Annotated in this window: 8 protein-coding genes; 4 read left to right on the forward strand and 4 right to left on the reverse strand. The window is 61.6% G+C overall.

The features are described from left to right. Nucleotides 1–13: 13 nt before the first annotated feature. On the forward strand, nt 14–2,707 hold the full coding sequence (locus AB4O22_RS24150) for a putative bifunctional diguanylate cyclase/phosphodiesterase (protein ID WP_460097320.1): 2,694 nt from the start codon (nt 14–16) through the stop codon (nt 2,705–2,707). A gap of 118 nt (nt 2,708–2,825) precedes the next feature. Next, entirely contained in the window at nt 2,826–3,473 is a 648-nt protein-coding gene (gene msrA, locus AB4O22_RS24155) for a peptide-methionine (S)-S-oxide reductase MsrA (protein ID WP_223471193.1), read from the forward strand. Between the two features lie 135 nt (nt 3,474–3,608). On the opposite strand, the gene AB4O22_RS24160 is transcribed toward msrA, so the two are convergent. The 3 genes from AB4O22_RS24160 to AB4O22_RS24170 all read right to left on the reverse strand — a co-directional run bounded on the left by AB4O22_RS24160 (nt 3,609) and on the right by AB4O22_RS24170 (nt 7,315). Further along, nucleotides 3,609–4,448, reverse strand: a complete 840-nt coding sequence (locus AB4O22_RS24160; protein WP_223471005.1) for a 23S rRNA (adenine(2030)-N(6))-methyltransferase RlmJ — start codon at nt 4,446–4,448, stop codon at nt 3,609–3,611. 81 nt (nt 4,449–4,529) lie between these two features. Continuing rightward, complete coding sequence (locus tag AB4O22_RS24165) at nt 4,530–5,261, reverse strand: DUF4123 domain-containing protein (RefSeq protein WP_223471007.1); 732 nt, start codon at nt 5,259–5,261, stop codon at nt 4,530–4,532. Beyond that, the gene (locus AB4O22_RS24170) at nt 5,258–7,315 is read right to left on the reverse strand and encodes a type VI secretion system Vgr family protein (RefSeq protein ID WP_460097321.1); all 2,058 of its coding nucleotides are present in this window, start codon (nt 7,313–7,315) and stop codon (nt 5,258–5,260) included. The genes AB4O22_RS24165 and AB4O22_RS24170 overlap by 4 nt, the downstream gene beginning before the upstream one ends. Nucleotides 7,316–7,582: 267 nt before the next feature. Between AB4O22_RS24170 and AB4O22_RS24175 the strand changes: the two genes are divergently transcribed. Then, a complete protein-coding gene (locus AB4O22_RS24175) occupies nt 7,583–8,077 on the forward strand; it encodes a DUF2165 family protein (protein WP_223471011.1) in 495 nt (164 codons plus the stop codon). 89 nt (nt 8,078–8,166) lie between these two features. On the opposite strand, the gene putP is transcribed toward AB4O22_RS24175, so the two are convergent. After that, nucleotides 8,167–9,651, reverse strand: coding sequence for a sodium/proline symporter PutP (putP, locus tag AB4O22_RS24180; RefSeq protein WP_460097322.1), 1,485 nt, complete (start codon nt 9,649–9,651; stop codon nt 8,167–8,169). Nucleotides 9,652–10,113: 462 nt separating this feature from the next. Between putP and putA the strand changes: the two genes are divergently transcribed. Continuing rightward, complete coding sequence (gene putA / locus AB4O22_RS24185) at nt 10,114–14,067, forward strand: trifunctional transcriptional regulator/proline dehydrogenase/L-glutamate gamma-semialdehyde dehydrogenase (RefSeq protein ID WP_460097323.1); 3,954 nt, start codon at nt 10,114–10,116, stop codon at nt 14,065–14,067. Nucleotides 14,068–14,075 lie beyond the last annotated feature (8 nt).

Here is a 14,075-nt window from a genome sequence, read left to right on the forward strand (position 1 = left end):
AGCGAGTTTCCCCATGAAAAGCCAACCCGATGCCGCCAGCCGTATGGCGGCCGAGGTAGTGACGCAGTTACCGGTGCCCTCGCGGCTCGGTATGCTGCGTTTCGAACGGCTGAATGAAGCAAGCTGGGCGCTGTTGTTCCTCGATCCCAACTGCGAGCGATACTTCGGCCTGCCGGCGGTAGAGCTGTGCTCGCTGGTCAGTTCGCCCTACGCCAGCTTGATGGAACCCGAAGCACGCTATCAGTTGCACGACGCCATCCAGCAACAATTGGCCCAGGCCGCGCATTACCAGATTCGCTACACGCTCCACACCGCCAAGGGCCCGATGAACGTGCTGGAGACGGGTGAAGCCTATAAGCAACACAATCGTCATCTGTTGCGCGGCTACCTGCTGGCGGTGGACAATTTTTTGCAGGGCGAACCCTCTATGCCGGCCCTGGACCTGGAAACCCAGAATTCACGCCTGCAGATAGCCCTGGAACTGAACCAGCGCGCCCAGCAAGAGCAACTCCAGCACCTGGACCGGGTACGCGCCCAACAGGACCTGATCCTGCTGCTGACCCGTCAACGCTACAGCGCCAACAACTCCCTGCTCGAAGCCGCCGAACTCATCACCCGCAGCGCCTGCGACATTTACCAGATCGACTGCGCCAGCCTCTGGAACCTGGACGATGGCAAACTGGTACCGATTTCCGCCTACAACCGCGCGTCCCAGGCGTATTTCCTGCCTGCGGTGATCGATGCCAACGACTTTCCCGACTACATGGAGGCGCTGCAGACCTGCCGCGCCATTGACGCCCACAATGCGATGCGCGACCCGCGCACCCGGGAAATGGCCGAGAGCCTGCGCGCCCGTGACGTCAATGCCATTCTCGACGCCAGCGTGCGTATCGACGGCCAGGTGGTGGGCGTGCTGTGCCTGGAGCAAGTGGGCGTCACCCGCGCCTGGCAGTCGGATGAAATCGCCTTTGCCGGCGAGCTGGCGGACCAGTTCGCCCAGGTCATCAACAACCACAACCGACGCACCGCCACCAGCGCCCTGCACTTGTTCCAGCGCGCCGTGGAACAGAGCGCCAACGCGTTCCTGCTGGTCAATTGCGACGGTGTGGTGGAATACGTCAACCCGAGCTTCACCGCGATCACCCAGTACACCACCGAGGAGGTCCACGGCCAGCGCCTCTCCGAACTGCCAGCCCTGGAGAATCTCAGCGAGCTGCTGTTCGACGCACCCTCGGCGCTGGCCCAGAGCAACAGTTGGCAGGGTGAGTTCAAGAGTCGGCGCAAGAACCTGGAGCCCTACTGGGGCCAGTTGTCGATTTCCAAGGTCTACGGCGATAACCGCGAGCTGACCCACTACATCGGCATCTACGAAGACATCACCCAGACCAAGCTGGCCCAGCAGCGCATCGAGCGCCTGGCGTACACCGACAACCTGACCAACCTGGGCAATCGTCCGGCGTTCATTCGCAACCTCGATGAACGCTTCGCCCGGGACAGTGATTCGCCCATCAGCTTGCTGCTGGTGGACATCGACAACTTCAAGCGGATCAACGACAGCCTCGGCCACCAGACCGGTGACAAACTGCTGATCAGCCTGGCCCGGCGCCTGCGCAACAGCTTGAGCCCCAGCGGCAGCCTGGCGCGATTCGCCAGTAACGAATTCGCGGTCCTGCTGGACGACACCAGCCTGGAAGCCGGGCAGCAGATCGCCAGTCAGTTGCTGATGACCCTCGACAAGCCGATGTTCGTCGATAACCAGTTGATCAGCGTGACCGGCTCCGTCGGCCTGGCCTGCGCGCCGCTGCACGGCCGCGATCCGCAGACCCTGATGCGCAACGCCGGCCTCGCCCTGCACAAGGCCAAGGCCAACGGCAAGCACCAGGTCCAGGTGTTCACCGAAGCACTGAATGCCGAGGCCAGCTACAAGCTGTTCGTGGAAAACAACCTGCGCCGCGCCTTGACCCAGAACGAACTGGACGTGTTCTACCAGCCCAAGTTGTGCCTGCGCAGCGGTCGCCTGCTGGGCATGGAGGCGTTGCTGCGCTGGAACCATCCGGAAAAGGGCATGATCCGCCCGGACCAGTTCATCAGCGTGGCCGAAGAAACCGGCCTGATCATTCCCATCGGCAAATGGATCGCCCGCCAGGCTTGCCGCATGAGCAAACAGCTGACCGCAGCCGGCCTGGGTAACCTGCAAGTGGCGATCAATCTGTCACCCAAGCAGTTTTCCGACCCGGACCTGGTCGCCTCCATCGCCAGCATCCTCAAGGAGGAACAATTGCCGGCCCGGCTGCTGGAACTGGAGCTGACCGAAGGCCTGTTGCTGGAAGCCACCGAAGACACCCACTTGCAGCTCGACCAGCTCAAGCGCCTGGGGTTGACCCTGGCCATGGACGACTTCGGCACCGGTTATTCGTCGCTCAGTTACCTGAAGAAATTCCCGATCGACATCATCAAGATCGATCGCAGCTTCATCCACGAAATCCCGGACAACCAGGACGACATGGAAATCACCTCGGCGGTGATCGCCATGGCCCACAACCTGAAACTCAAGGTCGTGGCCGAAGGCATCGAAACCGCCCAGCAACTGGCGTTTCTGCGGCGCCACCGCTGTGATGTCGGCCAGGGCTACCTGTTCGACCGACCGATCCCCGGCGCCGAACTGATCGAAAAGCTCAAGCGCTACCCCCGCGGGCCGCTCGTCTGACGGACGTAGCCCCCCCTACGTCCATCCCCTCGCCACGGTTGTCGCTTTCTTAACGAATCGGCATTGGGCACACTGACGGTCTATTTCGCTCAACTCAATCTGACTGAGAGGACTGATGATGGTCTTGCGCTCGGAAATCCTGGTGAACAAAAACGTGCTCCCTACTCAAGAACAAGCCCTGCCTGGCCGTGAAACCCCAATGACCGTGCCGGAAAGACACTTCGTCCACGACGCGCCGCTGCTGGGCCCGTTTGCCATGGACGTGGATTTCGCGATCTTCGGCCTCGGCTGCTTCTGGGGTGCAGAGCGCAAGTTCTGGCAGCGCGAAGGCGTGGTCAGTACAGCGGTGGGTTACGCCGGCGGCTTCACGCCGAACCCGACGTATGAAGAAGTCTGTTCGGGTCTGACCGGCCACAGTGAAGTGGTACTGGTGGTCTATGAACCGGCAAAAGTCAGTTACGAGCAGCTTCTGAAAATGTTCTGGGAACTGCATAACCCGACCCAGGGCATGCGCCAGGGGAATGACATTGGTACCCAGTACCGTTCGGTGATCTATGCCACCAACCCGGCTCAACTGGCGGCGGCCAAACACAGCGAGCAAGTATTCCAGGCCGAGTTGACCAAGGCAGGCAAAGGCACCATCACGACCGAAATCGAAGAAGCACCGACGTTTTATTTCGCCGAGGCCTACCACCAGCAGTACCTGGCGAAAAACCCTGAAGGCTATTGCGGGATTGGCGGTACGGGCGTGACCTGCCCGATCTGACTGTCGGGCCCTGAAAAGCTTCGCGAGCAAGCTCGCTCCCACGGATCTGGCGGCGTACACAATTCGTGCGTACGCCTCAGATCCAGTGTGGGAGCGAGCTTGCTCGCGATAGCGCCCTTCCAGGCGCCAGTAAACTCAGCTCTCAGCGATCAACCAATCCATCTGCCACCCACCCTGGGTCTGCCCCAGCTTTTTCGACAGCCACGGCAGCAGTTCATGCAACTCTTCCTCCAGCCCCCACGGCGGGTTGGCAATCGCCAGGCCGGAGCCGTTCAGGCTGTTGGGCGTCGCCAATGGGTGCACCAACAGTTCCACCCGCAACAGCTTCGGCGCGCCCGTGCCGGCCAGGTCCTGGTAGAAGCGGCGCAACATCCGCTGGTCCTTCACCGGGTACCAGATCGCCGCCACCGTCTGGCGCATCCGGCCAATGGCCTCCTTGAGGGAGGCGGCGCAGCGCTGCATCTCGTCCAGCTGTTCGAAAGGCGGATCGATCAGCATCAGGGCACGCTTTTCTGCCACCGGCAGCAGCGCCCGCGGCACATGCCAGCCCTCACCCAGGTGGACCGCCACGCGACGGTCGCCTTTCATGTTGTCCTTGAGCAACACGCCGTCTTCAGGGTGTTTCTCATTGAGCAGCACACGGTCCTGCGAACGGGTCAGGCGCCGCGCCAACTCCGGCGAGCCCGGGTAGTAGCGCAACTGCCCGTCCGGGTTCATCTCGTGCAGCACCTTCATGTAATCGGCGGTCAGCGGCGGCAGATCGCTCTCGCCCCACAACCGCGCAATGCCTTCCAGGTACTCACCGGTACGGTTGGCCTGGTCACCCTGCAAGTCGTACAACCCGATACCTGCATGGGTATCGAGGTAGGCGAAGGGCTGCTCCTTGCGCGACATCAATGCGATGAGGCGGGTCAAGGTCAGGTGTTTGAACACATCGGCGTGATTGCCGGCGTGGAAGGCGTGGCGATAATTCATGGCGGCTCCTGCGAAGGGCGACGAGTTTACCTTGAAGCGCGTCGGACGTCAGGGGTTCGCAGCCCGGCGGACAGGCCGTCATCAGCCCAGCTCTCGCAGCAAATACGCCTGCAATGGCGCCATTTTCGCCTCAACCGCCGCCGATCGCTCAAGAAAGTGGGCAATCTTGCAGCGTAGGACGCTGCCGTCGACCCGCTCGAACACATGCGGATGCTCTTCACCCAGCCAAGTGAGCACGTTGTCCAGCAGACAGTCCGTCGGGCCCTCGGCCATTGCGTCCAACAGCACGACGGGAACTTGCCACCAGGGAAAAGCCTGGGCCGGCCGCTGGGCATTTCCCACGACTTCAAGGGATTGCCCGTTGATCAGGCAGCGCTTGATGACCGGCAAGAGCTGCCCGGCCTCCACCGCCGTCGATTGCAGGATAGGCCGCATGAACCGCCCATCCCAAAAACGCAGGAAGACCGGCTTGCCATCGGGCAACAGCACCTGTGTGAGCCCTCGCAAGTGTTCCGCAAGGGTTTCCTGGCTCACACACGAAACCGCCAGCCAGCCCCAATCGAGGGCGTCGGTGGCGGCGATCCAATCAAGCAACTCACTGTCTGCGCTGACCAGCCCTACATAGGGCATGACCGCCTGCCACTCGGTGTACGGTGTATCGGCCCAGATCGGGCTGGCTGTCGAGTTCATCGAGCGCCTCCAGGCCGACAACGCCCCGGCGCTACTGGCATTGCTGAAAATGGCGAAAAGTTGCTCGGAGGCCTGCAAGGGGTGATCTTCAAGCCAGGCGCGAGGAGATTGATCGCTGTTCATGCACGCCCCCGGAGATCGACGGGTTTATGAAAGACCGGCGGCGCTGCGCAGGCACCGTTTCTGCAACGCTCACACTCCTCGCAGAACGGCGCCGAACCTTGGAAACTGAGGATCTGCGCAAGGGAAAGCGCAGGCGCCGTCGCAGCGACCAGCTTCTCGGCGCCGCCTGGAGAGCCGGACGCCGCGCTCATGACCGCCATCGGCGCACCACCGACCTCGATGGGTACACTACTGGAAATCCCGCCAGCGCCGATGTTGATCCAATGGCCGCCGGCCTGAAGGGTCACGCTCGCGCCCGCGTCCAAGACCACTTGCTGGCCGGCGCTGACATGAAACTGCTGGCTGGCACTCAGGACCTGGCTGGTGACACGAATATGCCGCTCGCCGCTCACCAGCAGATGATCGTCCTGCCGCACTTCTGCCCGGCGTTGACCATGGGTAAGGCGCTGCTCATCGGCCTTGAGCTCGTGCCGTGCCGTACCGGCGACAACGATGCTGCGCTCGTGATCGACCTGCACCTGCTGGTCATGCAGCACATGCTGGGTCCAGTTGCGCTGGGCCCGCAGGTAGATCTCCTCGGCGCCCTTGCGATCCTCGATGCGCAATTCGTTGTAGCCTCCCCCGCCCGGGCTGCTCTGGCTGCGCAACACGCTGCGGGTCTTGTCCGCAGGCAGGTCCAGCGGCACCGGGTTGGCGCCGTTGGGCAGGCACCCGACGACCAATGGCTTGTCCACGTCGCCATCGATGAACCCCACCAGGACTTCCATCCCGACCCGGGGGATCATCACTGCGCCATAGCGATCGTGGGCCCAACCGGAGGCCACGCGCAGCCAGCAGCTGGAATGCTCGTCGCATTGACCGTCGCGATCCCAGACCAGTTGCACCTTGACCCGGCCGAATTCATCGCAATGGATCTCGCTGTCCACCGGCCCGGTCACCACCGCCGACTGATAACCATGGGCACGGGGCTTTTCGTGATTCAGGGGTGGCCGAAAGAACACGTCCCAGGGCGTGGCGAGAAAGGTGTTTTTATAGCCCTGGAATTCATCCGGGCCGGCGCCGGCCGTTTCTTCCAGCACCTGCGGTTGGCGGCCATGATGGTCGATCTGCGTCAGGAGCCAGAGATCATTCCACGGTTCCCGCGGATGTTCCTTGATCCGCATGAAGTGTCCGCTGACCAGGGCGCTTTCATCGCTGCCGCCTTCTGCCACGCAGTGGTCGGCGCCGTGGCGCTCAAGGGCGCGTCGGGTCAGATGCTTGCCGTCGTCACGGGTACAGAAACCACCGGGATAGTGATAGTCCTCGAGCACAGGGCGCTGTCGATTGTCGAGTTGGGTTTGCAGTAACAAGCCGGGCCTGCGGAAGTCGTAATCGCGCAACGTCACGGCAGTGGTACGGGTCTGGAGCCGCACCGCCAGGCGCTTGATGGCCGGTTCGTCGGCGGCCATGCCGCTGTCCGGCAGGTACAGCGTCGACTCAGGCAGGCGGGGAAACACCGTCTGGTCGTCACCGAACACCAGCAGATGACCGTCAGGGCGATGCCTGAAGTGATAATGGATGCCGACTTCGGCGCAGATCCGCTCGATGAAGGCCAGGTCGCTTTCGCCATACTGCACACAATACTCACGCTCGGGGTATTGCCCGCCAAGCGTGAACTGGCAGGCATTCGCCAGGATCCCGTGTTCCTTCAACACCTGGGCGACGATATCGGGCACGCTCAGTTGCTGGAAAATCCGCTGGTTGATGCGATGGCGCAAGTAGGCCAGGCGAGGCACCAGGCTGATCTGATAACGGGTCAGGCGTTTGCCCGAATCCCCCTGGGCCACGCTATGGACCTGACCGTGTACGCCACTGCCCCAATCATCGAACCCTAGAAATGCCTGGCGATGCAGGAGCTCTTCCAGCGCCAGGTCAGACCGCTCGCTGACCAGTTCCAGGTCAAAGCGATAGGGCTGGCTGATGGCTTCCTTACCCTTGAACTCGAGCACCTTGAGTTCATTCGGCCCGCTGTCGAGCGTCAGCGTGAAACGCGGTTGGTTGGCAGGCGGGAACATCCGATGTGCCTCTGCGAAATGGAAGCGGGCGATTCTGCACGAGCGATAGGGGAAGTGGATTGGAGGTCAGGAAAAACAGATTTGCCTTACAGCCGATGAGCCAAAAGCGGCAAGACGTGATGCATTTTCCGATAGACATTCGTGGCATCGTAGCCAACCGCAACCGTCCCACGAATGAATCAGCCGTTTCCTGCAACACGACGGATCTTGGCGCCGTGACAGCCGTGATAACGTGCGCTGGTCGCAAAAAAGCAAAGGACGCACGAGATGACGACACGTTACGCAAAGATCGCAATGACCCTGGCGCTCGCCGCATTCGCCTTCCTGACCGTGTTCAATAACATCACGGACTACAGCTCCAACTTCAATTTCGTCCATCACGTACTGAGTATGGATACCACCTTTCCCGACAATGCCGCCCGGTATCGAGCCATCGATCAACCGTGGATGTGGCACGGGGCCTATTGGCTGATTATCCTCGGCGAAGCGATGACGGCCGGGTTGCTGGGCTACGGAGCACTGGAACTGTGGCTGGCACGCCAGGCCGAGGCCGCGGTTTTCTCCCGCGCCAAGCGCTGGGCCGTTGCCGGCCTGACGGTGGGCTTCTTCGTCTGGTTCTTTGGTTTCATGGTCGTCGGTGGCGAGTGGTTCCTGATGTGGCAATCAGAAATCTGGAATGGCCAGGACGCTGCGTTCAGGTTCTACATGGCGATCCTGGGCGTGTTGATCTTTCTCAACCAGCCTGACGCCAACCCGGACTGAGCCCATGAAAAAAAACGGCCCGCCTCCATTGGAGACGGGCCGTTTTTATGCAAGTCGCCCTGCGAGCCATCAAGGCCGCGCCGAAGGCCTTACTGGTTCAGGCGAAAATCTTTTTCCGCCGCGTCGAAGCGCTGCAGCATACCCGCGGTAGGCGAGCCCATCTTGCTGACAATGTAGATGGCCAGGCTGGCGAAGATGAAGCCCGGGATGATTTCGTACAGGCCCAGCAAGGCGAAATGCTTCCAGACGATCACGGTGATCGCACCCACCAGGATGCCGGCGAGCGCGCCATTGCGGGTCATGTTCTTCCAGATCACGGAGATCAGGACAACCGGGCCGAAGGCGGCACCGAAACCGGCCCAGGCGTAGCTCACCAGGCCCAGCACACGGTTTTCCGGGTTGGCGGCCAGGGCGATGGCGATCAACGCCACCAACAGCACCATGGCGCGGCCGACCCAGACCAGTTCCAACTGGGAAGCGCCCTTGCGCAGGAAAGTCTTGTAGAAGTCTTCGGTCAGGGCGCTGGAGCACACCAGCAACTGGCAGCTCAGGGTACTCATGACCGCCGCCAGGATCGCCGACAGCAACACACCGGCAACCCATGGGTTGAACAGGATCTTCGCCAGCTCGATGAATACGCGCTCAGGGTTTTCGGTCACCGGACCAGCCACGTCTGGGTGTGCCGAGAAGTAAGCGATACCGAAGAAGCCGACAGCCACGGTGCCGCCCAGGCAGAGGATCATCCAGGTCATGGAAATGCGCCGCGCCTTGGCGATTGACTTGACCGAATCCGCCGCCATGAAGCGCGCCAGGATGTGCGGTTGCCCGAAGTAACCCAGGCCCCAGCCCATCAGCGAGATCACGCCGATGAAGGTGGTGTTTTTCAGCATATCGAACGAAGTAGGATCTTTTGCTTCAATGGCCAGGAACGTGGTGTCCACACCACCGGTAGCCAGCAGCACAATGATCGGCGTGAGGATCAACGCAAAGATCATCAGGGTGGCTTGTACGGTGTCGGTCCAGCTCACGGCCAGGAAACCACCGACGAAAGTGTAGGCGATGGTCGCTGCAGCACCGGCCCACAGCGCGGTCTCATAGGACATGCCGAAGGTGCTTTCGAACAGACGGGCGCCGGCCACGATGCCGGAAGCGCAGTAGATGGTGAAGAACACCAGGATCACCACAGCAGAGATGATCCGCAGCACGCCGCTCTTGTCTTCGAAACGGCTGGAGAAGTAGTCCGGCAGCGTCAGTGCGTCACCGTTGTGCTCGGTCTGTACCCGCAGGCGACCAGCCACGAACAACCAGTTCAGGTAGGCACCGGCGATCAGGCCGATGGCGATCCAGCTTTCCGACAGGCCGGACATGTAGATTGCACCGGGCAAACCCATCAACAACCAGCCGCTCATGTCGGAAGCACCGGCAGACAGTGCCGTCACGACGCTGCCCAGGCTACGACCGCCCAGGATGTAATCGGAAAGGTTGTTGGTGGAGCGGTAAGCCATCAGACCGATCAGGACCATGGCTGCGATGTAGATCACGAAAGTGATCAAGGTGGGATTACTTACACTCATGAGTTACGCCCTGGCTTTGTTTTTATGTAGCGGTGGCAGTTTAAAGCGTCGACAACACAGACGTTGTAGCGACGATTTGCAGTCCCGCGAATTTATGACTGATGTTTCCCCAGGAAAGCCATCAGCCGATGCCCCTCGGTTTTTAACCGGTTGCACCTTGGCCGCGAATGCTATTCAACAAATCAAATAAGGTGCAACCAGTTTCGCTCGAATAAGTTGCACCTGATCGGTTTTATCGCAAAATCTGTGTTTTTTGCTCCCTTTTAGTGCAGTTCCCAGCGCTCAGCTAGAAGCTAAAGCACTAAGCCGGTGCAGGATTTACGGGGCAACATTTGCTTCCGGATGAGCTGTCTGTCATTTCGAGAAAAAAAGGGTTGCACCCGGTTGCACCTCAATCATCCCACAGCTAATCTTGCCGCCAGCTGATGCCACGCGATACGTGGTAAACATGAGGATAAAAATATGGCTACCACCACCCTTGGGGTCAAACTCGATGACCCGACCCGCGAACGCCTCAAGGCGGCCGCAACCTCGATTGATCGCACGCCGCACTGGCTGATCAAGCAGGCAATTTTCAATTACCTGGAAAAACTCGAGGGTGGTGCAACCCTGACCGAGCTGAACGGTTCACCTCGCACCGACAGCGATGATGCCGGCGATGTACAGGTCGACCATGCTCACCAGTGCTTCCTCGAATTTGCCGAGAGCATCCTGCCGCAATCGGTCCTGCGCGCCTCCATCACTGCCGCCTACCGTCGCCCGGAACCCGAAGTGGTGCCGATGCTGATCGAGCAGGCCCGCCTGCCGGCGCAAATGACCGAAGCCACCAATAAGCTGGCTGCTTCGATTGCGGAAAAACTGCGTAATCAGAAAAGTGCCGGCGGCCGTGCCGGTATCGTTCAGGGTTTGCTGCAGGAATTTTCCCTGTCGTCCCAGGAAGGTGTAGCACTGATGTGCCTGGCTGAGGCACTGCTGCGCATCCCGGACAAAGGCACCCGTGACGCGCTGATCCGCGACAAGATCAGCACCGGCAACTGGCAGCCGCACTTGGGCAACAGCCCGTCGCTGTTCGTCAACGCCGCCACTTGGGGCCTGCTGCTGACCGGCAAACTGGTCGCCACCCATAACGAAGCGGGCCTGACCTCCTCCCTGAGCCGCATCATCGGCAAGAGCGGCGAGCCGATGATCCGCAAGGGCGTCGACATGGCCATGCGCCTGATGGGCGAGCAGTTCGTCACCGGCGAAACCATCGCCGAGGCCCTGGCCAACGCGAGCAAGTTCGAAGCCAAAGGCTTCCGCTATTCCTACGACATGCTGGGTGAAGCCGCACTCACCGAACATGATGCGCAGAAGTACCTGGCCTCGTACGAACAAGCCATCCATTCGATCGGCAAAGCGTCCCATGGTCGCGGGATTTATGAAGGCCCGGGCATTTCCATCAAGCTGTCCGCCCTGCACCCACGTTACAGCCGTGCCCAGTACGAGCGCGTCATGGACGAGCTGTACCCGCGCCTGCTGTCGCTGACCCTGCTGGCCAAGCAATACGACATCGGCCTGAACATCGACGCCGAAGAAGCCGACCGCCTTGAGCTGTCGCTGGATCTGCTGGAGCGTCTGTGCTTCGAGCCGCAACTGACCGGCTGGAACGGCATCGGTTTCGTGATCCAGGCCTACCAGAAGCGTTGCCCATACGTGATCGACTACGTCATCGACCTGGCCCGCCGTAGCCGCCACCGGTTGATGATTCGCCTGGTAAAAGGCGCGTACTGGGACAGCGAGATCAAGCGCGCCCAGGTCGAAGGCCTGGAAGGCTATCCGGTCTATACCCGCAAGGTGTACACCGACGTGTCCTACATCGCTTGCGCCCGCAAGTTGCTGTCGGTGCCGGAAGTCATCTACCCGCAGTTCGCCACGCACAACGCCCATACCCTGGCAGCCATCTACCACATCGCCGGTCAGAACTATTATCCGGGCCAGTACGAATTCCAGTGCCTGCACGGCATGGGTGAACCACTGTACGAACAGGTTGTAGGCAAGGTTTCCGAAGGCAAACTGAACCGTCCGTGCCGTGTGTACGCTCCGGTCGGCACTCACGAAACACTGCTGGCGTACCTGGTACGTCGCCTGCTGGAAAACGGCGCGAACACTTCGTTCGTCAACCGTATCGCCGACCAGTCCATCTCGATTCAGGAGCTGGTGGCCGATCCAGTGGCCAGCATCGAGCAAATGGCAACGCTGGAAGGCGGTTTCGGCCTGCCGCACCCGCGCATCCCACTGCCGCGCGACCTGTATGGCAGCGACCGTGCCAACTCCAGCGGCATCGACCTGGCCAACGAACATCGTTTGGCGTCGCTGTCCTGCGCCCTGCTTGCCACTGCCCATAACGATTGGAAAGCCGTGCCGATGCTCGGTTGCGCTGCCAGCGAAGAAACCCCGGCCCCCGTACTGAACCCGTCCGATCACCGCGACGTGGTCGGCCATGTACAGGAAGCCACGATCAGCGACGTTGATAACGCCATCCAGTGCGCTCTCAACGCCGCGCCGATCTGGCAAGCCACGCCACCAGCCGAACGCGCTGCGATCCTCGAGCGTGCCGCTGACCTGATGGAAGGCGAGATCCAGCCGCTGATGGGCCTGCTGGCCCGCGAAGCCGGCAAGACCTTCGCCAACGCCATTGCTGAAGTGCGTGAAGCCGTGGATTTCCTGCGCTACTACGCGGTGCAGGCGCGCAACGATTTCACCAACGATGCCCACCGCCCACTGGGCCCAGTGGTCTGCATCAGCCCCTGGAACTTCCCGCTGGCGATTTTCAGCGGCCAGGTCGCCGCTGCCCTGGCCGCCGGCAACCCGGTCTTGGCCAAGCCCGCCGAGCAGACGCCATTGGTGGCTGCCCAGGCTGTGCGCCTGATGCTCGAAGCCGGCATTCCGGAAGGCGTGCTGCAACTGCTGCCGGGTCGCGGCGAAACCGTCGGCGCCCGCCTGGTGGGTGACGAGCGGGTCAAAGGCGTAATGTTCACCGGCTCCACCGAAGTCGCTCGCCTGCTGCAACGCAACATCGCCGGTCGCCTGGACAACCAGGGCCGTCCGATCCCGCTGATCGCCGAAACCGGCGGCCAGAACGCCATGATCGTCGACTCCTCGGCGCTGACCGAACAAGTGGTCATCGACGTGGTGTCGTCGGCCTTCGACAGTGCCGGCCAGCGTTGCTCGGCCCTGCGGGTCCTGTGCCTGCAGGAAGATTCCGCCGACCGCGTCATCGAAATGCTCAAGGGCGCCATGGCCGAATCGCGCCTCGGCAACCCTGAGCGCCTGTCCGTGGACATCGGCCCGGTGATCGACGCCGAAGCCAAGGCCGGCATCGAGAAACACATCCAGGCCATGCGCGACAAAGGTCGCACCGTGTACCAGATGGCAATCGCCGACAGCGACGAATGCAAGCGCGGCACCTTTGTCATGCCAACCCTGATCGAGCTGGAAAGCTTCGACGAGCTGCAGCGCGAAATCTTCGGCCCGGTGTTGCACGTGGTGCGCTACAAGCGCAAGGAACTGGATCAGTTGATCAACCAGATCAACGCTTCCGGCTACGGCCTGACCCTGGGCGTGCACACGCGCATCGACGAGACCATCGCCAAGGTCATCGACAATGTGCATGCGGGCAACGTCTACGTGAACCGCAACATTGTCGGTGCTGTGGTCGGCGTGCAGCCGTTTGGCGGCGAAGGCCTGTCGGGCACCGGTCCCAAGGCCGGTGGTCCGCTGTACCTGTACCGCCTGCTGTCGACACGTCCTACCGATGCGATCCAGCAATCCTTCGTCCGTGGCGACGCCCTGACAGCGCCAGACCTGCGTTTACGCGACGCCATGAGCAAACCGCTGACCGCACTGCAAGCCTGGGCCGACAGCCAGAAGCTCGCCGAGCTGAGCGCCCTGTGCGTGCAGTTCGCGGCCCAGTCGCAGAGCGGTATTACCCGGACCCTGACCGGCCCGACTGGCGAGCGCAACAGCTACGCCATCCTGCCGCGCGAGCACGTGTTGTGCCTGGCCGACGTGGAAGGCGACCTGCTGACGCAACTGGCGGCCGTACTGGCCGTGGGCGGCTCGGCCGTGTGGCCGGAAACCGACACCAGCAAAGCCTTGTTCGCACGCTTGCCGAAGGAGATTCAGGCACGCATACAACGGGTTGCCGACTGGAACAAGGACGAGGTGCTGTTCGACGCGGTCCTGCACCACGGCGATTCGGATCAACTGCGCAGCGTCTGCCAGCAGGTAGCCAAGCGTGCCGGCGCCATCGTCGGGGTCCACGGCCTGTCCCAGGGCGAAACCAGCGTGGCGCTGGAGCGTCTGGTGATCGAGCGAGCCTTGAGCGTCAACACCGCCGCTGCGGGTGGTAATGCCAGCCTGATGACTATCGGCTAAACCGCTGC

Source organism: Pseudomonas sp. S3_B11, assembly GCF_054667715.1.

Coding starts and splice junctions, on each gene's coding strand:
- AB4O22_RS24165 (WP_223471007.1), bottom strand. CDS start 5,261: ATGAACAGCGATCAATCTCCTCGCGCCTGGCTTGAAGATCACCCCTTG.
- msrA (WP_223471193.1), top strand. CDS start 2,826: ATGGTCTTGCGCTCGGAAATCCTGGTGAACAAAAACGTGCTCCCTACT.
- putA (WP_460097323.1), top strand. CDS start 10,114: ATGGCTACCACCACCCTTGGGGTCAAACTCGATGACCCGACCCGCGAA.
- AB4O22_RS24160 (WP_223471005.1), bottom strand. CDS start 4,448: ATGAATTATCGCCACGCCTTCCACGCCGGCAATCACGCCGATGTGTTC.
- AB4O22_RS24170 (WP_460097321.1), bottom strand. CDS start 7,315: ATGTTCCCGCCTGCCAACCAACCGCGTTTCACGCTGACGCTCGACAGC.
- putP (WP_460097322.1), bottom strand. CDS start 9,651: ATGAGTGTAAGTAATCCCACCTTGATCACTTTCGTGATCTACATCGCA.
- AB4O22_RS24175 (WP_223471011.1), top strand. CDS start 7,583: ATGACGACACGTTACGCAAAGATCGCAATGACCCTGGCGCTCGCCGCA.
- AB4O22_RS24150 (WP_460097320.1), top strand. CDS start 14: ATGAAAAGCCAACCCGATGCCGCCAGCCGTATGGCGGCCGAGGTAGTG.